The organism is Pseudomonas beijingensis, from assembly GCF_030687295.1.
GTDB classification, from domain to species: domain Bacteria; phylum Pseudomonadota; class Gammaproteobacteria; order Pseudomonadales; family Pseudomonadaceae; genus Aquipseudomonas; species Aquipseudomonas beijingensis.
On record NZ_CP117425.1, the window covers coordinates 2,019,467 to 2,042,235 of the forward strand.

The following is a 22,769-nucleotide window of genomic DNA, read 5'->3' on the forward strand; positions in this document are numbered from 1 at the left end:
CGGGCTCGCTCCCGTAAGGGCGAAGGGAGCCAGGCTTGAAATCTGGCTCCATGGCTATCAGCCCTCGAGCTTGCTTTTGAGCAGTTCGTTGACCTGTTGCGGGTTGGCCTTGCCCTTGGAGGCCTTCATGGCCTGGCCGACAAAGAAGCCGAACATCTTGCCGCGCTTGGCTTCGTCTGCCGCACGGTACTGTTCGACCTGCTCGGCGTTGGCCGCGAGCATTTCATCGAGCACGGCGCTGATCGCCCCGGTGTCGGTGACCTGCTTCAAGCCGCGCTTCTCGATGATCTCGTCGGCGCTGCCTTCACCATTGGCCATGGCTTCGAACACCATCTTGGCGATCTTGCCGGAAATGGTGTTGTCCTTGATCCGCACCAGCATGCCGCCCAGTTGCTCGGCCGAGACCGGCGACTCATCGATTTCCAGGCCCTGTTTGTTCAACAGGCTGCCCAACTCGACCATCACCCAGTTGGCCGCCAGCTTGGCGTCGCCGCCAATGCTCACGACTTTCTCGAAGTAATCGGCCTGTTCGCGGCTGGTGGCCAGGACGTTGGCGTCATAGCTCGACAGGCCGAACTGTGCCTGGAAGCGCTCGCGTTTCTGCGGTGGCAGTTCCGGCAGGGTGGCGCGCACGTCATTGAGGAACGAATCCTCGATGACCACCGGCAGCAGGTCCGGGTCGGGGAAGTAACGGTAGTCGTTGGCTTCTTCCTTGCTGCGCATCGGACGGGTCTCGTCCTTGTTCGGGTCGTACAGGCGGGTCTGCTGGATAACCTTGCCGCCGTCCTCGATCAGTTCGATCTGGCGCTGGATCTCGCTGTTGATCGCCTTCTCGATGAAGCGGAACGAGTTGACGTTCTTGATCTCGCAGCGGGTGCCGAATTCAACCTGGCCCTTGGGCCGGATCGACACGTTGCAGTCGCAGCGCAGCGAACCTTCGGCCATGTTGCCGTCGCAGATGCCCAGGTAGCGCACCAGCGCGTGGATCGCCTTGACGTAGGCCACGGCTTCCTTGGCGCTGCGCATATCTGGCTCGGAAACGATTTCCAGCAGCGGCGTGCCGGCACGGTTCAGGTCGATGCCGGTGGCACCGTTGAATTCTTCGTGCAGGCTCTTGCCGGCGTCTTCTTCCAGGTGCGCCCGGGTGATGCCGACGCGCTTGACCGTGCCGTCTTCCAGGGCGATGTCCAGGTGGCCCTTGCCGACGATCGGCAATTCCATCTGGCTGATCTGGTAGCCCTTGGGCAGGTCCGGGTAGAAGTAGTTCTTGCGGGCGAACACGTTGTGCTGGCCGATCTCGGCGTCAATCGCCAGGCCGAACATCACCGCCATGCGCACCGCTTCCTGGTTCAGCACCGGCAAGACGCCGGGCATGCCCAGGTCCACCAGGCTGGCCTGGGTGTTGGGCTCGGAACCGAATGTGGTGGAGCTACCGGAAAAGATTTTCGACCGGGTGGTGAGCTGGGTATGAATCTCCAGCCCGATCACGACTTCCCATTGCATGTGTTTCTCCTCAGAAGCCGGTTGGGGTGCGGGTGTGCCAGTCAGTGTTCAACTGATACTGATGGGCAACGTTCAACAGGCGGCCTTCCTGGAAATACGGCGCGAGCAATTGCACGCCCACCGGCAAGCCATCGACGAAGCCGGCCGGCATGGACAGGCCCGGCAAGCCGGCGAGGTTGGCGGTGATGGTGTAGACGTCTTCCAGGTACTCGGCGACCGGGTCGCTGTTCTTGGCGCCGAGTTTCCAGGCCGGGTTCGGCGTGGTCGGGCCGAGGATGATGTCGACCTCGTTGAAGGCGGCCATGAAGTCGTTCTTCACCAGGCGGCGGATTTTCTGCGCCTTGAGGTAGTAGGCATCGTAGTAGCCGGCGGACAGCGCATAGGCGCCGACCATGATCCGGCGCTGCACTTCGGCACCGAAGCCTTCGCCACGGGAGCGCTTGTACAGGTCGACCAGGTTTTCCGGGTTCTCGCAGCGATAGCCGAAGCGCACGCCGTCGAAGCGCGACAGGTTCGAGGACGCTTCCGCCGGGGCGATCACGTAGTACGCAGGAATCGCGTGCTGCATGTTCGGCAGGCTGATTTCCTTGATGACCGCGCCGAGCTTCTCCAGCTCCTTGACGCTGTTGTGGACCAGCTCGGCGATGCGTGGGTCGAGACCGGCGCTGAAGTATTCCTTCGGCACGCCGATGCGCAAACCTTGCAGCGAACCGTTGAGGCTGGCGCTGTAGTCCGGAACGGGCTCATCGATGCTGGTGGAGTCGTTCGGGTCGAAGCCGGCCATGCCTTGCAGCAGGATCGCGCAGTCTTCGGCGGTGCGCGCCAACGGGCCACCCTGGTCGAGGCTGGAGGCGTAGGCGATCATGCCCCAGCGCGAAACGCGACCGTAGGTCGGCTTCAGGCCGGTGAGGTTGGTGAACGCTGCTGGCTGGCGAATCGAGCCACCGGTATCGGTGGCGGTGGCGGCCGGCAACAGGCGCGCGGCCACGGCGGCGGCGGAACCGCCGGACGAGCCGCCCGGTACGTGTTCCAGGTTCCACGGGTTCTTCACCGCGCCGTAGTAGCTCGACTCGTTGGCCGAGCCCATGGCGAATTCGTCCATGTTGGTCTTGCCCAGGGTCACGGTGCCAGCGGCGGCCAGCTTGGCGACCACGGTGGCATCGTACGGGGCCTTGAAGTTGTCGAGCATCTTCGAGCCGCAACTGGTGCGGATGCCCTGGGTGCAGAACAGGTCCTTGTGGGCAATCGGCGCACCGAGCAGGGCGCCGGTCTCACCCTTGGCGCGACGGGCGTCGGCGGTCTTGGCCTGGTTCAGGGCCAGCTCCTGGGTGAGGCTGATGAAGCTGTTGAGCTGCGGGTCGAGCTGGGCGATGCGCGCCAGCAGGACCTGGGTCAGTTCTTCGGAGGAAAACTTTTTATCGGCGAGTCCGCGGGCGATCTCGGCCAGGGTCATGTGATGCATGAGAGGCTCTTTCCCTTTAGTCGATGACTTTCGGAACCAGGTACAGGCCGTTTTCGACCGCTGGTGCGATGGACTGGTAGGCCTCGCGGTGATTGGACTCGGTCACGACGTCGGCGCGCAGGCGCTGGCTGGCTTCCAGTGGGTGGGCCAGGGGTTCGATACCGTCGGTGTTGACCGCCTGCATCTCGTCGACCAGCCCCAGAATGCTGTTCAGGGCAGAAGTAATGTGTGGAAGATCGGCTTCATTGAGGCCCAGACAGGCCAGATGAGCGATTTTTTCCACGTCGGAGCGTTCAAGCGCCATGGGATTCTCCAGTGGAAAACAAAACGGACGCAGTCTGTCCGTGTGTTAGATTGTCGGAACACTACCGCATTTCTACGGCCCTACGGCCGCGATTTCGGGGTTTGGTGCACAGAAAAGCGGCCAATTTAACATATTGGCGCCTTGCCCAAAATCCCTGTCGTTGTTAGAGTTTGCCGCACTTTTTTACCCACGCGTTGCCTAGGGTCCCTTTCCCATGTTCAAGAAACTGCGTGGCATGTTTTCCAGCGATCTTTCCATCGACCTGGGCACTGCCAACACCCTTATTTACGTGCGCGAGCGCGGTATCGTCCTGAATGAACCCTCGGTCGTGGCCATCCGCACCCATGGTAACCAGAAGAGTGTCGTGGCTGTCGGTACGGAAGCCAAGCGCATGCTGGGCCGTACACCGGGCAACATCGCGGCCATTCGCCCCATGAAGGACGGCGTGATCGCCGACTTCAGCGTCTGCGAGAAGATGCTGCAGTACTTCATCAACAAGGTTCACGAAAACAGTTTCCTGCAGCCCAGCCCTCGTGTGCTGATCTGCGTGCCATGCAAGTCCACCCAGGTAGAGCGTCGCGCCATCCGTGAATCGGCCCTCGGTGCCGGTGCCCGTGAAGTGTTCCTGATCGAAGAGCCCATGGCCGCTGCCATCGGTGCCGGCCTGCCGGTGGAAGAAGCCCGCGGCTCGATGGTCGTCGACATCGGTGGCGGTACCACTGAAATCGCACTGATCTCTCTCAACGGTGTGGTCTACGCCGAATCCGTACGTGTGGGCGGCGACCGTTTCGACGAAGCGATCATCACTTATGTGCGTCGCAACTACGGCAGCCTGATCGGCGAATCCACCGCCGAGCGCATCAAGCAGGAAATCGGCACGGCCTATCCGGGCGGTGAAGTGCGTGAAGTCGACGTACGCGGTCGCAACCTGGCCGAAGGCGTTCCACGGGCCTTTACCCTCAACTCCAACGAAGTGCTCGAAGCGTTGCAGGAATCGCTGGCGACCATCGTCCAGGCCGTCAAGAGCGCCCTGGAGCAGTCGCCGCCGGAGCTGGCCTCGGACATCGCCGAGCGCGGCCTGGTGCTGACCGGTGGTGGTGCGCTGTTGCGTGACCTCGACAAGCTGCTGGCCCAGGAAACCGGCCTGCCGGTGATCGTGGCCGAAGACCCGTTGACCTGCGTTGCCCGCGGCGGTGGCCGTGCATTGGAAATGATGGACAAGCACACCATGGACCTGCTCTCCAGCGAATAAGTCTGGCTGAGTGGTCTATGTTGTTCGCTCCCGGGCAGCACTTTGCAGTGCTGCCCGTTGGCGTTTATCTTCTGTCATTCGTATCCAGGCCGGTTTGATGCCGTATGAATAAAGAAAACATTTGCCTGGGAGGAGCGGCCTATTAAACCGCTTTTCGCCAAAGGCCCCTCATTGGGCGTGCGCCTGCTGGTGCTGACCGTGCTATCGGTCGCGCTGATGGTGGTCGATGCCCGCTTCACGCTGCTCAAGCCTGTACGCAGCCAGATGTCGCTGGTGTTGATGGAATCCTATTGGATCACCGACCTGCCGCAGCGCTTATGGCAAGGTGTCGCCAGCCAATTTGGCAGCCGGACCGAACTGGTCGCCGAAAACGAAAAACTCAAGACCGAAAACCTGCTGTTGCAGGGGCGCATGCAGAAGTTGGCGGCCCTCACCGAGCAGAACGTGCGGCTGCGCGAGTTGCTCAACTCCTCCGCACTGGTCAACGAGAAGGTCGAAGTGGCCGAGTTGATCGGCATGGACCCCAACCCCTTCACCCACCGCATCCTGATCAACAAGGGCGAGCGCGATGGCGTGGTCCTCGGCCAGCCGGTGCTCGATGCCCGGGGCCTGATGGGCCAGGTGGTGGAGTTGATGCCCTATACCTCCCGCGTGCTGTTGCTGACCGATACCACCCACAGCATTCCGGTGCAGGTCAACCGCAACGGCCTGCGGGCGATTGCCAGCGGCACCGGCAACCCGGAGCGCCTGGAACTGCGGCACGTGGCCGATACCGCCGACATCAAGGAAGGCGACTTGCTGGTCAGCTCCGGCCTCGGCCAGCGCTTCCCGGCCGGGTATCCGGTGGCGACGGTCAAGGAAGTCATCCATGACTCCGGCCAGCCGTTCGCCATTGTCCGCGCGGTGCCGACGGCGGCGCTGAATCGCAGCCGCTACCTGCTGCTGGTCTTCAGTGACAACCGCACACCGGAAGAGCGTGCCAACGACGCCGCCGTGGCCCAGGAAGCCCAGGACCGCCAGGGCGGTGAGTCGGCTGCCCCGACCGCACCCGCAGCACCGGCCACGGTGCCCAAGCCTCCAGCGGCAACACCCGCTGCGACTGCCCCGGCCACCACGCCGTCGACCGCGCCCGCCACGCCTGCCGCGGCACCCGCCCGGCCGGCCAACCATGCGCCGGCGTCCCAGCCTGCGAGGCCGGCGGCTCGACCACCGGCCTCGACACCCGCCGCTACACCGGCGACCAGGGGAGCACGAGAAGAATGAGCAGTACCCAATCCGGTAACGGCTGGATGGTCTGGCTGACCTTCGCCATCGGCCTGTTGCTCAGCGTTTCGCCGCTGCCGCAGTTCATGGAAATCCTGCGCCCCCTGTGGCTGGCCCTGTTGCTGGCCTTCTGGGCGCTGGCCTTGCCCCACAAGGTCGGCATGGTCACCGCCTGGTGCCTGGGCCTGGCCGAGGACGTGCTTTACGGCACGCTGTTGGGACAGAACGCGTTGATCCTGACCCTGATCACTTTCCTGGTGCTGTCGCTGCAGCAACGCCTGCGGATGTTCCCCATGTGGCAACAGTGCCTGGTGATCCTGGTGATCTTCGGCTTGGCGCAACTGGTGCAACTGTGGCTCAGCGCGCTGACCGGCAATCGCCAGCCAACCCTGGCGCTGGTCTTGCCAGCCCTGGTCAGTGCCTTGCTCTGGCCATGGGTCAGCTTCGGTTTGCGTGGCCTGCGCCTGCGTTTCAAAATCAACTGATTCGGTCAGGCTATCTACACTTTTTTGATGACTTACATCCCAGTGGCGAGGGGATTTATCCCCGCTGGGCTGCGCAGCAGCCCCAAGCCAGGCAACTCGGTGTGCCAGGAAGATTGAGTTCACTGCTTTAGGGCTGCAGCGCAGCCCAACGGGGATAAATCCCCTCGCCACAAAAGCCGGTCGCGTTAGGGAGATGTCTTGATGAAACCGCTTTACCTCGCCTCAGGTTCGCCGCGTCGGCGTGAACTGCTCACGCAGATCGGCGTGCCCTTTACCGCCATCGGCGCGGACATCGACGAAACGCCCCTGGATCATGAAACCCCATCGGCTTATGTCGAGCGCCTGGCGCGCGGCAAGGCCGAGGCTGGGCGACGAGGCCTGGACGCCGGTGTGGAGGGCTGCGTGCTCGGGGCGGACACCGCCGTGGTGCTGGAGGGGCGGATTATTGGCAAACCCGTGGACCAGGCTGACGCCTTGTCGATGCTCCTGAGCCTGTCCGGTCGCGACCATGAGGTGTTGACCGCCATCGCCGTACTGGACGGCTCGCGCTGCGAATCACGGGTGGTGCGCAGCCGGGTGCGTTTTCGCCCCATCACCGAACCGGAAGCAATGGCCTATTGGGCCAGCGGCGAACCCCGGGACAAGGCTGGCAGCTATGGTATCCAAGGGCTGGGCGCGGTGTTCGTCGCCGGGCTTGAAGGCAGTTACTCAGCCGTTGTCGGCCTGCCGCTGTGCGAAACCGCAGAACTACTGGGCCATTTCGGCATACCCTGTTGGCAAACCTTGAACGCGCGCTGAGCGCCGTCTGACTTGATGCGGCCATTATCGTGAACATGCCTGAGCGAGACCCTGCCATGAGTGAAGAGATCCTGATCAACATCACGCCGATGGAGTCGCGCGTGGCGGTGGTTGAAAACGGTGTGCTGCAAGAGGTCCACGTCGAGCGTACGCAAAAGCGTGGCATCGTCGGCAATATCTATAAAGGCAAGGTGGTACGGGTGCTGCCGGGCATGCAGGCGGCCTTCGTCGACATCGGCCTGGACCGCGCGGCGTTCATCCATGCGTCGGAAATCTCCATGCGCGAAGGGCCGGCCGTGGAGAGCATCAGCGCGCTGGTGCATGAAGGCCAGAGCCTGGTGGTGCAGGTCACCAAGGACCCCATCGGCTCCAAGGGCGCACGCCTGACCACGCAACTGTCGATCCCGTCGCGCTACCTGGTGTACATGCCGCGTACCGCCCACGTTGGCATTTCCCTGAAGATCGAAGACGAAGCCGAGCGCGAGCGCCTCAAGCAGGTGGTCAGCGATTGCGTGGAAAAAGAAGGCATCAAGGAAACCGGTGGGTTCATCCTGCGCACCGCCGCCGAAGGGGCCGGGGCCGATGAGATCCTCATGGACATCCGCTACCTGCGCCGCCTCTGGGATCAGATCGCCGCGCAGATCAAGACCATCGCCACCCCCAGCGTGATCTATGAAGACCTGGGCCTGGCGCTGCGGACCTTGCGCGACTTGGTCAGCCCCAAGATCGAGAAGATTCGCATCGACTCCCGGGAAACCTTCCAGAAGACCACCCAGTTCGTCGCCGAGCTGATGCCGGAAATCGCCGACCGTCTGGAGCATTACCCTGGCGAGCGGCCGATTTTCGATCTGTACGGGGTCGAGGACGAAATCCAGAAAGCCTTGGAACGCAAGGTACCGCTCAAGTCCGGCGGTTACCTGGTGGTCGATCCGGCCGAAGCCATGAGCACCATCGACGTCAACACCGGAGCGTTCGTCGGCCATCGCAACCTGGAAGAAACCATCTTCAAGACCAACCTGGAGGCCGCCACGGCGATTGCCCGGCAGCTGCGCCTGCGCAACCTGGGCGGGATCATCATCATCGACTTCATCGACATGGAGGATGAGGAGCACCAGCGCCAGGTGCTGCGGACGCTGGAAAAACAACTCGAACGCGATCACGCCAAGACCAACATCATTGGTATCACCGAACTGGGCCTGGTGCAGATGACCCGCAAGCGCACCCGCGAAAGCCTAGAGCAGGTGCTGTGCGAGCCATGCAGCAGTTGCCAGGGGCGTGGCAAGCTGAAGACCCCGGAAACCGTGTGTTACGAAATCTTCCGGGAAATCCTCCGGGAGGCGCGCGCCTACCAGGCGACCGGTTATAGAGTGTTGGCGAACCAGAAAGTGGTGGATCGCCTGCTCGACGAAGAGTCAGGCAATGTCGCGGAGTTGGAAGCGTTTATCGGACGCACGATTCGCTTCCAGGTTGAAACCATGTATTCCCAGGAACAATACGACGTGGTGCTGCTCTGAAGAGCTTGGGAAGCGGCGGGCCCGCGGATTTGATTGTCTTAGCCAGGGGAGCCCACTGACATGGAGCGTCTGACACGCATGATCGCGACGCTGACCCGTTGGGGGCTGGGGCTTTCGCCCTGCTGTTGGTGTTGCTGGCGTTGTACGTCAGCCTCGGTCGAGAGTTGGTCCCGCTGGTGGCCGAATACCGCGCCGAGGTCGAGACCCGCGCCGGTGCCGCCCTGGGCATGCCCGTGCACATCGGCAGCCTCGACGGCAGCTGGAGCGGCTTGGCGCCGATCCTGGCGGCGCGCGACGTGGTGGTCGGCGAGGGCCCCAATGCCTTGCACCTGGATCAGGTGCGGGCCGTGCCTGACCTGTGGGACAGCCTGCTGGCGCGTCAGGTGCGTATCGCCCACCTGGAAGTCAGTGGCCTGAAGATCAGCCTCAAGGAAGGCGCCGACGGCAAGTGGGCTTTGGAAGGCCTGCCGGTGAAGGACGAGCAGCCCCTCGATCCGCAGCAGTTGCTCGAACGCATGCAAATGGTCTCCAAGCTCTCGGTGCTCGAATAGCCAGGTGACCTTGCAGCCCATCGAACAACCGCCACTGACCCTCACCTACGTCGGCTTGAGCCTGCGCACCGGCGCCACCCGCCAGCGCCTGGACGCACGCCTGACCCTGCCTGACGGGCAGCCGGTGGCGATCAACCTGCGCACCCGCCTGCGCGCCAGCGACTGGAAGAACGGCCAGGCCGATGCCTACTTGAGCCTGCCGCAAAGCGACTGGTCCAAATGGCTGCCGAAACGCCTGACCCAGCAATGGAATTTCTCCCAGATCAAGGCCGGCGGTGAGTTCTGGCTCAGTTGGGCCGAGGGCACGCTGCAAAGCGCGACCATGCGCCTGAACGCGCCGCAGCTCCAGGGCGCCTATGGCGAACGCAAGCCGGTACAGATCCACAACCTGGCCCTCAACGCTTATTTCCAGCGTGGTAGCCAAGGCTTCACCGCGACCTTCGACTCCCTGGCGATGAACCTGGGCGAGACCCGCTGGGAATCGCACCTGCAACTGCAACAAACGGCCGCCACCGAGCAGGCCGAGGAACGCTGGCACCTGCAGGCCGACCGCCTCGACCTGACCCCGCTCACGCCTTTGCTCAATGCCCTGGCGCCATTGCCCGAAGGCCTCGCCACGACGATTGACCGGCTCAAGGTGACCGGAGCCCTGCGCAACGTGCTGCTGGACTACCGGCCGCAAAACACCGGTGACCAGAAAGTCAGCTTCGCCACCAACCTGGACACCGTGGGCTTTGATGCCTATCGCGGCGCCCCGGCGGCGCGCAATGTCTCCGGGAGCCTGAGCGGCGACCTGGGCGGCGGCGAGCTGCGCATGGACAGCAAGGACTTTTCCCTGCACCTGGACCCGATCTTCGCCAAGCCCTGGCAGTACCTGCAGGCCAACGCCCGGCTGACCTGGAAGCTCGACAAGCAAGGTTTCACCCTGATCGCGCCGTACCTGAAGGTGCTGGGCGAGGAGGGCCGGATTGCCGGCGACTTCCTGATCCGCCTGCACTTCGACCACAGCCAGGAAGACTACATGGACCTGCGGGTCGGCCTGGTGGACGGTGATGGACGCTACACCGCCAAGTACCTGCCGGCGGTCCTCAGCCCAGCGCTGGATGAGTGGCTGCGCACGGCCATCGTCAAGGGCGCGGTGGACGAGGGCTTTTTCCAGTACCAAGGCTCACTGAATAAAGGCGCCGGGGACGCGGACCGCAGCATCAGCCTGTTTTTCAAGGTGCATGACGCCGAATTGGCGTTCCAGCCGGGTTGGCCTTCGGTCAGCAAGGTCAGCGGCGATGTCTTCGTCGAAGACAGCGGCGTGCGCATCTATGCCAGCCAAGGGCAATTGCTCGAGACCCAGGTCAAGGATGTTTCGGTGAACATTCCCCATGTCCCGACCGGCCAGAGCTCTCATCTGCTGCTGGACGGCGGGTTCGCCGGTGGGCTGGGCGACGGTCTGAAAATTCTCCAGACCGCGCCGATCGGGACCGCCGAGACGTTCGCCGGCTGGGAAGGCGAGGGCGACCTCAAAGGCAGCGTGAAGCTGGATATCCCGCTGGTCAAAGGCGAGCAACCGAAGATCCTGGTGGACTTCGCCACCGACCAGGCTCGTCTCAAACTCAGCGAGCCGGCGCTGGAACTGACCCAGCTCAAGGGCGATTTCCGCTTTGACAGCAACAAGGGCTTGAGCGGCAAAGGCATCAGTGCCCGGGCATTCGACCGGCCCGTAACCGCGCAGATTTTCGCCGAGGGCCGTGCCGGAGCCCTCAACACGCGGGTCGCCGCCTCCGGGCAGGTGGAAATCAACAAGCTCACCCGTTGGCTGAATGTCACCCAACCGTTGCCGGTATCGGGCGTCGTGCCCTACCAGTTGCAAGTGATCCTCGACGGCGCCGACAGCCAGTTGTCGGTCAGTTCCAGCCTCAAGGGCGTGGCCATCGACCTGCCGGCTCCCTTCGGAATGGCCGCCGACGTCGGGCGCGACACGGTGTTTCGCATGACCCTGCAAGGGGCGGAACGGCGTTATTGGGTCGATTATGGCGACCTGGCCAGCTTCACTTACGCCGCGCCGAGCGGGAAAGTCGCTGACGGTCGCGGCGAATTGCTGCTGGGGGCCGGCGATGCGGTGCTGCCTGGCGGCAAGGGGCTGCGACTGCGCGGCACGTTGGCGGAACTGGATGTCAGTCCTTGGCAGGACCTGGTGAACAAATACGCGGGCCAGGATCCGGGCGGCAGTGCCAAGCAACTGCTCAGCAGCGTCGATCTGAACGTTGGCAAACTTACGGCCATGGGCACCACCCTGGACCAGGCGTCGGTGCAACTGGATCGCAAGCCGGACGCCTGGGCCTTGAGGCTCGACAGCCAGCAGGCCAAGGGCAATGTCAACCTGCCGGACGCCAAGGCCGCCCCGATTGGTATCAAGCTCGACTATGTTCGCCTGCCGGCCGCGGACCCGAGCGTCCAGGCGGATGAAAACGCACCGGACCCGCTGGCGTCGGTCGATCCCGGCAAGATCCCGGCCATGGATATCGCCATCGACCAATTGTTCCAGGGCCCCGATCTCATCGGCGCGTGGTCGTTGAAAGTGCGACCGACCGCCAAGGGCATCGCGCTGAACAACCTGGACATGGGCCTCAAGGGCATGGTGTTGAACGGCAGCGGCGGCTGGGAAGGCGCGCCCGGTGCCACCAGTAGTTGGTACAAGGGCCGGATCGGCGGCAAGAACCTGGGCGATGTGCTCAAGGGCTGGGGCTTTGCGCCAAGCGTGACCAGCCAGACATTCCGCCTGGATGTCGATGGGCGTTGGCCCGGTTCGCCGGCGTGGGTCGCCACTAAGCGCTTTTCCGGCAGCCTCGACGCGTCGCTGAGCAAGGGCCAGTTCGTTGAAGTCGAAGGCAGTGCCCAGGCGTTGCGGGTATTTGGCCTGCTGAACTTCAACTCCATCGGCCGACGCTTGCGCCTGGACTTCTCCGACCTGTTCAGCAAGGGCCTGAGCTACGACCGGGTCAAAGGGCTGTTGGTGGCGAGCGACGGGGTGTATGTGACCCGCGAACCCATTACCCTGACCGGGCCGTCGAGCAACCTGGAACTCAACGGCACGCTGGACATGGTGGCCGATCGGGTCGACGCCAAGCTGCTGGTGACGCTGCCGGTGACCAACAACCTGCCGATTGCCGCGCTGATCGTTGGCGCACCGGCGGTGGGTGGGGCGCTGTTTCTGATCGACAAACTGATCGGCGACCGCGTGGCGCGTTTTGCCAGCGTAAGATACGACGTCAAGGGGCCGTGGAAAGAGCCGAAGATCACCTTCGACAAGCCGTTTTGACAGTTCGACGCCAACCCCCTTGTGGGAGCGGGCCTGTGGGAGCAAAGCTTGCTCGCGATTGCGGTGTATCAACCAGCCTATATGTTGGATGTACTTGCCTCATCGCGAGCAAGCTTTGCTCCCACAGCCACCTTGGGCGAGGATGAAAATGAGGGAGAAACCATGCCAGTCGCCGTGATTCAAATGGTCAGCCAAAGCGATGTGCTCGCCAACCTGGCCCGTGCCCGGGTGCTGCTGGAGCAGGCTGCTGCCGGCGGTGCGAGGCTGGCGGTGCTGCCGGAGAATTTCGCGGCGATGGGGCGGCGGGACGTTGCCGATATCGGCCGTGCCGAAGCCTTTGGTCAGGGACCGATCCTGCCGTGGTTGAAACAGGTCGCCCGTGACCTCAAGTTATGGATTGTGGCCGGCACGTTGCCGTTGCCGCCGGTGGACCAGCCCGAGGCCAGGTCCCATGCCTGTTCGTTGCTGGTGGACGACCAGGGTCAGATCGTGGCGCGCTACGACAAGCTGCACCTGTTCGATGTGGATGTGGCGGACAATCGCGGGCGCTATCGCGAGTCGGATGACTATGCTTATGGTTCCAACGTGGTGGTTGCCGATACTCCCGTCGGCCGGGTGGGCCTGACGGTTTGTTATGACTTGCGGTTCCCGGAGCTCTACAGCGAGCTGCGGGCGGCCGGGGCCGAACTGATCACGGCGCCGTCGGCGTTTACCGCGGTGACCGGCGCGGCCCATTGGGATGTGCTGATCCGCGCCCGGGCCATCGAGACCCAGTGCTACGTGCTGGCGGCCGCCCAGGGCGGCGTGCATCCGGGGCCTCGGGAAACCTTTGGCCATGCGGCGATTGTCGACCCGTGGGGTCGCGTGCTGGCACAACAGGATCAAGGCGAGGCCGTGCTGGTGGCCGAGCGCGACAGCAGCGAACAAGCGTCCATCCGGGCGCGCATGCCGGTGGCCAGCCATCGGCGCTTTTTCTCGCAGGGCGCTCGACAGCGGCCTGTCCAAGACGACGAATTCAAGGCGTAAAACATATGAGCGGGTTGTTGTCCTCAGTCAGTGAACACCTTTTAGCCCCCGGCGGCGTGACCCTCGAAAGCCTGCAAGGCGTGCTGGGCGACTTGGCCGGCCCGGGCATCGATGCGGCCGACCTGTATTTCCAGGGCCAGATCTCCGAGTCCTGGTCGCTGGAAGACGGCATCGTCAAGGAAGGTAGTTTCAACCTCGACCAGGGCGTGGGCGTGCGCGCCCAGTCCGGGGAAAAGACCGGTTTTGCCTACAGCAACGCCATCACCCTCGAAGCCCTCGGCGCTGCGGCCCGTGCCGCCCGCTCGATTTCCCGCGCCGGGCAGAATGGCACGGTCCAGGCGTTCAGCAGCCAGGACGTGGCGCAGCTGTATGCGCCGGACAATCCGCTGGAAGTCATGAGCCGCGCCGAAAAAGTCGAGTTGCTCAAGCGCATCGACGTCGCCACCCGTGCCTTGGACCCGCGCATCCAGCAAGTGACGGTGAGCATGGCCGGGGTCTGGGAGCGCATCCTGGTGGCCTCCACCGACGGCGGCCTGGCGGCGGACGTTCGACCGCTGGTGCGGTTCAATGTCAGCGTGATCGTCGAGCAGAACGGTCGGCGTGAGCGTGGCGGCCATGGCGGTGGCGGGCGCACAGACTACCGTTATTTCCTCAGCGAAGACCGCGCCATGGGCTACGCCCGCGAAGCGTTGCGCCAGGCGCTGGTCAACCTTGAGGCGATCCCGGCCCCGGCCGGCACGTTGCCAGTGGTGCTGGGCTCCGGCTGGTCCGGCGTGCTATTGCACGAAGCGGTGGGCCACGGCCTGGAAGGCGATTTCAACCGCAAGGGCAGTTCGGCCTACAGTGGACGCATGGGGGAAATGGTTGCTTCGAAACTCTGCACCATTGTCGATGACGGCACCCTGGCCGGGCGTCGCGGCTCCCTGAGCGTCGACGATGAAGGCACACCGACCGAATGCACCACGCTGATCGAGAACGGCGTGCTCAAGGGCTACATGCAGGACAAGCTCAATGCCCGGCTGATGGGCGTGGCCCGCACCGGCAACGGCCGTCGTGAGTCCTACGCGCACCTGCCGATGCCGCGCATGACCAACACCTACATGCTCGGCGGCCAAAGCGATCCGGCGGAAATCATCGCCTCGGTGAAAAAGGGCATCTATTGCGCCAACCTCGGCGGTGGCCAGGTGGACATCACCAGCGGCAAGTTCGTGTTCTCCACCAGCGAGGCCTACCTGATCGAAGACGGCAAGATTACCGCACCGGTCAAGGGCGCGACCCTGATCGGCAACGGGCCGGAGGCGATGAGCAAGGTGTCGATGGTCGGTAACGACCTGGCGCTGGACAGTGGCGTGGGGACGTGTGGCAAGGATGGGCAATCGGTGCCGGTAGGCGTCGGTCAACCGACCCTGAAGATCGATGCGATTACCGTGGGTGGCACGGGCGCATGAGAGTGCTCTGGGGCTTGCATGAGTCATCGTGGCGAGGGAGCTTGCTCCCGCTGGGCTACGCAGTAGCCCCGATGCGGTTGCTGCGCAACCGAGCGGGAGCAAGCTCCCTCGCCACGGAAACCTCTTGCAGGAGGGTAAAGCTGTTAGCGATCAGCGCAAGCCGCGTTGAGTCTCGTCCAGCTCACGGATGTACTTGAAGATTTTACGGCTCGAGGCCGGTGGCTTGTTTTGCGCCAACTCGTGCTGGGCTTGACGGATCAAGGAGCGCAGTTGCTGGCGATCAGCCTCCGGGTAGTCGATGACGAATTTTTCCAGCACGCCGTCGTCGCCTGCGATCAAGCGATCGCGCCAGCGTTCCAGGTTGTGGAAGCGTTCGTTGTACTGCCGGGTGGAGGCATCGAGTTGATCGAGCAGCACCAGGATGGCGTCAGTGTCCTGATCGCGCATCAGTTTGCCGATGAATTGCAGGTGCCGTTTACGCGCGATATTCGCGGTGTGCTTGGGCGCATCGGCCAGGGCCCGGCGCAAGGCGTCGGTCAAAGGCAGTTTGGCCAGCAAGTCAGGCTTGAGTGTTGTCAGGCGCTCGCCGAGGTCAACCAGAGCATGCAGCTCGCGTTTGACCTGGGATTTGCTTTTTTCACCCTCGTAGAGGGAGTCGTCGTAAGAATCAACCATGGTGGCAGTCCGCAAAGAAACGCCGCCATGATAACCAGTCGGGGGCCGCTTGTCCGGCCCGGTCGCTCGAAGGCCATCCCGAAAACAGAATTTGAGTGGAGAACACCATGAGTGCAGTTCAGAGCGTCGGCCCGCAAGCATTGCCGGCACTGCAGGAACAAGTCGAGCAGATCCTCGCCGAGGCCAAGCGGCAGGGCGCCAGTGCGTGTGAGGTGGCGGTGTCCCTGGAACAGGGCCTGTCGACCTCGGTACGCCAGCGCGAGGTGGAAACCGTCGAATTCAATCGCGACCAGGGCTTCGGCATCACCTTGTACGTGGGCCAGCGCAAGGGCTCGGCCAGTACGTCGGCCAGTGGCCCTGACGCCATCCGTGAAACCGTCGCTGCGGCACTGGCGATTGCCCAGCACACCTCTGAAGACGAAGCCTCGGGCCTGGCCGATGCCGCACTGATGTGCAAAGAGTTGCGGGACTTTGACCTGTTCCACGCCTGGGACATCACCCCCGAGCAGGCCATCGAGCAGGCACTGCGTTGCGAAGCGGCGGCGTTCGATGCCGACTCGCGGATCAAGAATGCCGACGGTACGACGCTCAATACCCACCAGGGCTGCCGCGTCTACGGCAACAGCCATGGTTTCATCGGCGGTTATGCATCGACCCGCCACAGCCTTAGCTGCGTGATGATCGCCGAAGCCAACGGCCAGATGCAGCGCGATTACTGGTACGACGTGAGCCGCCAGGGCACCTTGCTGGCGGACCCGGTGAGCATCGGCCAGAAAGCCGCGCAACGGGCGGCCAGCCGCCTGGGCGCGCGGCCGGTGCCGACCTGCGAAGTGCCGGTACTGTTTTCTGCCGAGCTGGCCGGTGGCCTGTTCGGCAGCTTCCTGTCTGCGGTATCCGGCGGCAACCTGTACCGCAAGTCGTCGTTCCTCGAGGGCGCGCTGGGCCAGAAACTGTTCCCGGAATGGATGACCATCGACGAGCGTCCGCACCTGATGCAGGCCATGGGCAGCTCAGCGTTCGACGGCGATGGCCTGGCCACCTACGCCAAGCCCTTCGTGGAAAAGGGCGAGCTGGTGTCCTACATCCTCGGCACCTATTCGGGCCGCAAACTCGGCATGCCGAGCACCGCCAATGCCGGTGGCGTGCATAACCTGTTCGTGACCCATGGCGAAGAAGACCAGGCCGCCTTGCTGCGGCGCATGGGCCGGGGCCTGCTGGTGACCGAACTGATGGGCCATGGCTTGAACATGGTCACCGGCGACTATTCCCGTGGTGCGGCGGGTTTCTGGGTCGAGAACGGCGAGATCCAGTTCCCGGTCCAGGAAGTGACCATCGCCGGTAACATGCGCGACATGTTCAAGCAGATCGTGGCCGTGGGCAACGACCTGGAATTGCGCAGTAACATCCGCACCGGCTCGGTGCTGATCGAGCGGATGATGGTGGCGGGTAGCTGATACTCATCGCGTAAAAAAAGGCGCGTCATCCGCTGGGTGACGCGCCTTTTTTGTATCCGAAATCCTGTGGCGACGACGCTTTTGTGGTGTTCCATGGTTGTGTTGCTTCTTATTATCATCTAATAATGAATCTCATTCGCCGAGTGAGCCCCGGTCATGAGTTCTGCCCTGCACGAACAACCCTACCTTGAAAGCTGGCGCTGGATGAGCCGCCAGATCCGTTGCGCGATGAATCCGGACGAGCCGCGGTTGATCGAGCGCTACCTGGCCGAGGGCCGCTACCTGGCTTGTTGCACGGCCACCTCGCCGTGGATGATCTCCGAAACCGCCTTCCGCCTGCTGCTCGACACCGCTTCGGACGTCGCGCTGCCCTGGCATTGGCGCAGCCTCTGCCTCGACCAGGCCTGGCGCCCCCTGCGTGACCTCGAACGCCAATCATTGTGCCGCTGCCGCCTCAAGCGCTGGCAGAGCCATGCCTGGGCGCTGGCGACCTGCGCCCTGGCGCCATCGATTCCTCTTATTGAACTGGTGCAAGGATCTCCCGATGAGTAATACCCGTATCGAACGCGACAGCATGGGCGAGCTGCACGTCCCAGTGGACGCCCTCTATGGCGCCCAGACCCAGCGTGCCGTGGATAACTTCCCGGTCAGCGGCCAGCGCATGCCAGCGCCGTTCATCCGCGCGCTGATCCTGGCCAAGGCCGCGGCCGCTCGGGCCAACGTAGAGCTGGAACAAATCAGCGCGGCCCAGGGCAAGGCCATCGTCGATGCCGCCATGGGACTGCTCGAAGGCCGTTTCATGGACCATTTCCCGGTGGATATCTTCCAGACCGGCTCCGGCACCAGCTCCAACATGAACGCCAACGAAGTGATCGCCACCCTCGCCAGCGGCCTGCTGGGGGAGACGGTCAACCCGAATGACCACGTCAACTGCGGTCAGAGCAGCAACGACATCATCCCCACCAGCATTCATGTCAGTGCCGCGCTGGCCTTGCATGAGCAACTGCTGCCGGCGTTGTTGCACCTGGTGCAGGTGATCGAGCGCAAGGCCGAAGACGTCCACCCGTTCATCAAAACCGGCCGCACCCACCTGATGGACGCCATGCCGGTGCGCCTGAGCCAGGTGCTCGACGGTTGGGCGCAACAGCTCAAGGCCAATATCGGCCACTTGCAGGACCTGTTGCCGAGCCTGCAATCCCTGGCCCAGGGGGGGACGGCGGTCGGCACCGGGGTCAATGCCCATCCACGTTTCGCCGAACTGTTCAGCCAGCAACTGACGCAACTGACCCAAGTGCAATTCACCCCGGGCAAGAACCTGTTCGCGCTGATTGGCTCCCAGGACACTGCCGTGGCGGTTTCCGGGCAGCTCAAGACCACGGCCGTGTCGCTGATGAAAATCGCCAACGACCTGCGCTGGATGAATTCCGGTCCGCTGGCAGGCCTGGGAGAGATCGAACTCGAGGGCTTGCAACCGGGCTCCTCGATCATGCCCGGCAAGGTCAATCCGGTCATTCCCGAGGCCACCGCGATGGTAGCGACCCAGGTGATCGGCAACGACACGGTAATCACCATCGCCGGTCAATCGGGCAACTTCGAATTGAACGTGATGCTCCCGATCATCGCCCAGAACCTGCTCAGCAGCATCACCCTGATGTCCACCGCCAGCCGCTTGCTTGCGGACAAGGCCATCGCCACGTTCAAGGTCAACGAAGCCAGGCTCAAGGAAGCGTTGTCGCGCAACCCGATCCTGGTGACCGCGCTGAACCCGATCATCGGTTACCAGAAGGCCGCTGAAATCGCCAAGAAGGCTTACCAGCAAGGCCGACCGGTCATCGATGTCGCCCTGGAACACACCGACCTGTCTCGCAGCGAGCTCGAAGTCCTGCTGGACCCGGAGAAGCTCACCGCCGGCGGCGTGTAACCCCGACACCTGTGTGGAGGACTCATCATGGAACACTGGAAACGTACGATCGAACGAGCCAATCGCTGTTTCATGCTGGGCGAGCTGGTGGATGCCCGCGAAGCCTACCTGCAAGCCCTGGCGCTGGCCCAGGTGTTATTCGAGCGCTGGGCGGATGCCGACGAAGCGGTCGCCGCTTGCGTCGTCTCCCATCACAACCTGGCGGACCTGCACTTGCGCTTGAACCAGCCGGAGGAGAGCGCCGAATACTTGTGTGCGATCCACCAACGGTTGTTGCAGACGATGCAGGACGAACGCCTGACACCGGCCCTGCGCGCCGCCGCGCAGCGCCAGAGCCACAAGACCTACGTCGAACTGCTGAATTTCATCAGCGAGCACGGTGAGTACCCCCGCACCCAACGCCTGCTGCATTGCAATGCCGCTACGTCCCGGCAGCGCAATGCTCCTCTTCATCATGGAGTTCATTGAACATGGCCTTTACCTTGCCTGCATTGCCCTACGCCTACGATGCCCTGGAACCGCACATCGATGCGCAAACCATGGAGATCCACTACACCAAGCACCACCAGACCTATATCAATAACCTCAACGCGGCGGTGGACGGCACCGAATACGCCGGGTGGCCCGTCGAAAAACTGGTGTCCAGCGTGGAGCAGTTGCCGCCAAGCCTGAAGGCTGCGGTGATCAACCAGGGCGGTGGCCATGCCAATCATTCGTTGTTCTGGGAGGTGATGACGCCCCAGGGCGGCGGCCTGCCCGAGGGCGCCCTGGCGGCGGCGATCGATGCGCAACTGGGCGGTATCGAGCGTTTCAAGGAGGCTTTCACCAAAGCGGCGCTGACCCGTTTCGGCAGCGGCTGGGCCTGGTTGAGTGTGACCCCGCAAAAGACCCTGGTGGTGGAAAGCAGCGGCAACCAGGACAGTCCGCTGATGAATGGCAACACGCCGATTCTTGGCCTGGACGTCTGGGAGCACGCCTATTACCTGCGCTACCAGAACCGTCGTCCGGAATACATCAATGCGTTCTACAACGTGATCAATTGGCCTGAAGTCGCCCGACGCTATCAGGCGGCGCTGGCTTCGAGTCCTTCATGAACACCCGCCAAGGCTGACTATGGATACTCAAACACTGGCGATTGGAAGCGGACGGATGTTCCGCTATGCCTTGGGGTCGTTGCTGCTGTTGGCCGGGATGACGTTGTTGGCGGCCCAGGGCCTGGCGTGGCTGGACCTGGAGCCCAGGTTGTTGCGTGCCCTTCAGGGCGGCGGGCTTTGTGCCTTGGGCACCGCGTTGGGGGCGGTGCCGGTGCTGGTCATCCGGCGCATGCCCCAGGCCGTGAGCGATTCGCTGCTGGGCTTCGGTGCCGGGGTGATGCTTGCCGCCACGGCGTTTTCGCTGATCGTGCCGGGCATTGCCGCGGCCGAGCAGTTGGGGCTCACGCCTTGGGCCGCCAGCGGCCTTATCTGTGTCGGGATTATGTCGGGGGCGTTCGGGCTGTATCTGGTGGACCGCAAGGTCTCGGCCAGCCCCGAAAGGATGGTGGTGGCACCAGGACGTCCGATTATTGCGCCGCGGATCTGGTTGTTCGTGTTTGCCATCATCGCCCACAACATTCCGGAAGGCATGGCGGTGGGCGTATCGGCGGGTGGCGGCATGCCGGATGCCGACAGCCTGGCGATGGGCATCGCTTTGCAGGATGTCCCCGAAGGGTTGGTGATCGCGCTGGTGCTGGCCGCGGCGGGCATGTCGCGGGTCAAGGCGTTCCTGATTGGCGCGGCGTCAGGGCTGGTCGAGCCGGTGTTCGCGCTGTTGTGCGCCTGGTTGGTGAGCCTGGCCGAGATGCTCTTGCCCCTGGGCCTGGCGTTGGCGGCCGGGGCGATGTTGCTGGTGGTGACCCACGAGGTCATTCCCGAATCCCGCCGCAATGGTCACGAGAAACTGGCGAGCCTGGGGTTGTTGTTGGGGTTCTGTCTGATGATGGTGCTGGATACGGCGTTGGGCTGACGGCGAAGGGCGCGAATCCACACCTGTGGTGAGATTTATCTGTGGGAGCAAGGCTCGCCCGCGATGCAGGCGCCGCGATTGTGCAGGTTATCCGCGTTATCGTTCATCGCGAGCAAGCTTTGCTCCCACAAAAAATCCCTTTGCCACAACTGGCTCGACTCGAGTCTTGGGGCCGTTATTCGCCTTCGTCGAAGTATCTGTTGATCAGGTCAACCAGGGCCTCCATCGCTTCCTGCGCTTTCTCCCCTTCAGTGCTCAGGTGAATCTTGGTGCCCTTGCCGGCCGCGAGCATCATCATTGCCATGATGCTTTTACCGTCGACCGTGGACTCTGGCGTACGCCCGACCCTGATCGTGGTATCCGGAAAACTCCCCGCCACACCTACAAATTTTGCCGACGCCCGGGCATGCAAACCCAGCTTGTTGATGATTTCAATTTCCTGAGCAGGCATCGCGATGTGAATCCTTTAGCTGAGGTCGCGGTGGCGAACCTGGACATTCTTCAGGGATTGTTGCAGGAGCTGACCCAGGCGTTCGGTCAGGTAGACGGAGCGGTGATGACCGCCGGTACAGCCGATGGCGATCGTGACATAGGCGCGGTTGCTCGCGGCAAAGCGGGGGAGCCATTTGAGCAGGTAGCTGGAGATGTCCTGGTACATTTCCTCGACATCCGGCTGTGCGGCCAGGTAGTCGATCACCGGTTGATCAAGCCCGGACTGCTCACGCAATTCCGGTTTCCAATACGGGTTGGGCAGGCAACGCACATCGAACACCAGGTCGGCGTCTACCGGCATGCCACGCTTGAAGCCGAACGATTCCACCAGGAACGCCGTGCCCGGCTCCGGTTGGTTCAGCAGGCGCAGCTTGATCGTGTCACGCAACTGGTACAGGTTCAGGTGCGTGGTGTTGACCTTCAGGTCCGCCAGGTCGGCGATCGGCCCCAACAGCTGGCTTTCATCCTCGATGGCTTCGGCCAGGGAGCGGTTGGCGTTGCTCAGGGGGTGACGCCGACGGGTTTCGGAAAAACGCTTGAGCAGCGTCTCCTCATCGGCATCCAGGTACAGCACGTCGCACTGGATATGCCGGCTGCGCACTTCTTCGAGCAGTTCAGGAAAACGCGACAGGTGGCTCGGCAGGTTGCGCGCATCGATGGACACCGCCACCAGCGGCTGCGCCAGCTCGGTGTGGATCAGGGCGCGTTCGGCCAGTTCCGGCAGCAGGCCGGCGGGCAGGTTGTCGATGCAATAGTAGCCGCTGTCCTCAAGCACGTTGAGGGCCGTGCTTTTACCGGAGCCGGAGCGGCCACTGACGATGATCATGCGCATGTTTAATGACCGTTCTGCTCGTCCAGGACCACCTGGTACAAAGCTTCGTTACTCGGCGCGCTGCGCAGTTTTTCGCGCACTTCCTTGCGGTCCAGCATGCTGGCTATCTGGCGCAGCAGCTCAAGATGCGCATCGGTCGCCGCTTCCGGAACCAGCAATACAAACAGCAGGTCGACCGGAGCGCCGTCGATGGCGTCGAAATCTATGGGGGTATCAAGGTGCAACACGCGCTGATCGGCGCGGCACAACCCTTGAGACGGCAGTGAGGAATGGCGATGCCGTTGCCAAAACCGGTGGAACCGAGTTTTTCACGGGCAACCAGGGCCTCGAAGACGTCTTGCATTCCCAGATCCGGCACCTCGCGGTGGATCAGGTTGGCAATTTGTTCGAGGGCTTTCTTTTTTACTGCCGCCCGGCGCGTTCACTTGGGAACGGCCGGGGGTCAGGATGGTTTCTAGTCGGATCATGGATT

At 63.1% G+C, this 22,769-nt stretch carries 19 protein-coding genes and 2 pseudogenes; 14 read left to right on the top strand and 7 right to left on the bottom strand.

The genetic code is table 11. The annotated features are described in order from the left end of the window. Positions 1–57: 57 nt before the first annotated feature. From gatB to gatC, 3 genes are read right to left on the bottom strand one after another with little or no spacing between them, the layout of a single operon-like run. Positions 58–1,503, bottom strand: coding sequence for an Asp-tRNA(Asn)/Glu-tRNA(Gln) amidotransferase subunit GatB (gene gatB / locus PSH84_RS09060; RefSeq protein WP_122568888.1), 1,446 nt, complete (start codon positions 1,501–1,503; stop codon positions 58–60). A gap of 10 nt (positions 1,504–1,513) precedes the next feature. Then, positions 1,514–2,965 (bottom strand): Asp-tRNA(Asn)/Glu-tRNA(Gln) amidotransferase subunit GatA, encoded by a 1,452-nt coding sequence (gatA, locus tag PSH84_RS09065; RefSeq protein ID WP_122568887.1) that lies wholly within the window; start codon positions 2,963–2,965, stop codon positions 1,514–1,516. A 16-nt stretch (positions 2,966–2,981) separates the two neighbouring features. Then, positions 2,982–3,269 (bottom strand): Asp-tRNA(Asn)/Glu-tRNA(Gln) amidotransferase subunit GatC, encoded by a 288-nt coding sequence (gene gatC / locus PSH84_RS09070; protein ID WP_003197816.1) that lies wholly within the window; start codon positions 3,267–3,269, stop codon positions 2,982–2,984. A 214-nt stretch (positions 3,270–3,483) separates the two neighbouring features. On the opposite strand from gatC, the gene mreB reads away from it, so the two are divergent. The 8 genes and pseudogenes from mreB (at position 3,484) to tldD (ending at position 14,919) form a co-directional block, all read left to right on the top strand. Continuing rightward, positions 3,484–4,521: a rod shape-determining protein MreB gene (mreB, locus tag PSH84_RS09075; RefSeq protein ID WP_002555108.1), complete on the top strand. Its 1,038-nt coding sequence runs from the start codon at positions 3,484–3,486 to the stop codon at positions 4,519–4,521. 171 nt (positions 4,522–4,692) lie between these two features. Then, entirely contained in the window at positions 4,693–5,784 is a 1,092-nt protein-coding gene (gene mreC, locus PSH84_RS09080; protein WP_240998533.1) for a rod shape-determining protein MreC, read from the top strand. Next, positions 5,781–6,269 (top strand): rod shape-determining protein MreD, encoded by a 489-nt coding sequence (gene mreD / locus PSH84_RS09085; protein ID WP_003197820.1) that lies wholly within the window; start codon positions 5,781–5,783, stop codon positions 6,267–6,269. The genes mreC and mreD overlap by 4 nt, the downstream gene beginning before the upstream one ends. A gap of 201 nt (positions 6,270–6,470) precedes the next feature. Beyond that, positions 6,471–7,067, top strand: coding sequence for a Maf family protein (locus PSH84_RS09090; protein WP_305482668.1), 597 nt, complete (start codon positions 6,471–6,473; stop codon positions 7,065–7,067). A gap of 56 nt (positions 7,068–7,123) precedes the next feature. Next, positions 7,124–8,581, top strand: coding sequence for a ribonuclease G (gene rng, locus PSH84_RS09095; protein ID WP_053118461.1), 1,458 nt, complete (start codon positions 7,124–7,126; stop codon positions 8,579–8,581). 60 nt (positions 8,582–8,641) lie between these two features. After that, positions 8,642–12,445, top strand: a pseudogene (locus PSH84_RS09100) (YhdP family protein). Positions 12,446–12,607: 162 nt separating this feature from the next. Continuing rightward, positions 12,608–13,471: a carbon-nitrogen hydrolase family protein gene (locus PSH84_RS09105; RefSeq protein ID WP_305482670.1), complete on the top strand. Its 864-nt coding sequence runs from the start codon at positions 12,608–12,610 to the stop codon at positions 13,469–13,471. 5 nt (positions 13,472–13,476) lie between these two features. After that, positions 13,477–14,919, top strand: coding sequence for a metalloprotease TldD (tldD, locus tag PSH84_RS09110; RefSeq protein ID WP_072341241.1), 1,443 nt, complete (start codon positions 13,477–13,479; stop codon positions 14,917–14,919). Between the two features lie 150 nt (positions 14,920–15,069). On the opposite strand, the gene yjgA is transcribed toward tldD, so the two are convergent. Next, a complete protein-coding gene (yjgA, locus tag PSH84_RS09115; protein WP_003197830.1) occupies positions 15,070–15,594 on the bottom strand; it encodes a ribosome biogenesis factor YjgA in 525 nt (174 codons plus the stop codon). 107 nt (positions 15,595–15,701) lie between these two features. On the opposite strand from yjgA, the gene pmbA reads away from it, so the two are divergent. The 6 genes from pmbA (at position 15,702) to PSH84_RS09145 (ending at position 20,973) form a co-directional block, all read left to right on the top strand. Next, positions 15,702–17,048: a metalloprotease PmbA gene (gene pmbA, locus PSH84_RS09120; RefSeq protein ID WP_122568882.1), complete on the top strand. Its 1,347-nt coding sequence runs from the start codon at positions 15,702–15,704 to the stop codon at positions 17,046–17,048. Positions 17,049–17,204: 156 nt separating this feature from the next. Beyond that, complete coding sequence (locus PSH84_RS09125; RefSeq protein WP_305482673.1) at positions 17,205–17,600, top strand: FagA protein; 396 nt, start codon at positions 17,205–17,207, stop codon at positions 17,598–17,600. Continuing rightward, positions 17,593–18,969 (top strand): class II fumarate hydratase, encoded by a 1,377-nt coding sequence (locus PSH84_RS09130; protein ID WP_305482674.1) that lies wholly within the window; start codon positions 17,593–17,595, stop codon positions 18,967–18,969. Before PSH84_RS09125 ends, PSH84_RS09130 begins: the two co-directional genes overlap by 8 nt. A 27-nt stretch (positions 18,970–18,996) precedes the next feature. Continuing rightward, entirely contained in the window at positions 18,997–19,437 is a 441-nt protein-coding gene (locus PSH84_RS09135; RefSeq protein WP_305469747.1) for a DUF2753 family protein, read from the top strand. Between the two features lie 2 nt (positions 19,438–19,439). After that, a complete protein-coding gene (locus PSH84_RS09140; protein WP_122568879.1) occupies positions 19,440–20,063 on the top strand; it encodes a superoxide dismutase in 624 nt (207 codons plus the stop codon). 19 nt (positions 20,064–20,082) lie between these two features. Beyond that, on the top strand, positions 20,083–20,973 hold the full coding sequence (locus PSH84_RS09145) for a ZIP family metal transporter (RefSeq protein ID WP_305482676.1): 891 nt from the start codon (positions 20,083–20,085) through the stop codon (positions 20,971–20,973). Between the two features lie 175 nt (positions 20,974–21,148). On the opposite strand, the gene PSH84_RS09150 is transcribed toward PSH84_RS09145, so the two are convergent. The 3 genes and pseudogenes from PSH84_RS09150 to ptsN all read right to left on the bottom strand — a co-directional run bounded on the left by PSH84_RS09150 (position 21,149) and on the right by ptsN (position 22,764). Then, a complete protein-coding gene (locus PSH84_RS09150; protein ID WP_122568877.1) occupies positions 21,149–21,424 on the bottom strand; it encodes an HPr family phosphocarrier protein in 276 nt (91 codons plus the stop codon). A gap of 15 nt (positions 21,425–21,439) precedes the next feature. Continuing rightward, entirely contained in the window at positions 21,440–22,297 is an 858-nt protein-coding gene (gene rapZ / locus PSH84_RS09155) for an RNase adapter RapZ (protein ID WP_018613998.1), read from the bottom strand. 2 nt (positions 22,298–22,299) lie between these two features. Then, positions 22,300–22,764, bottom strand: a pseudogene (ptsN, locus tag PSH84_RS09160) (PTS IIA-like nitrogen regulatory protein PtsN). Positions 22,765–22,769: the final 5 nt, after the last annotated feature.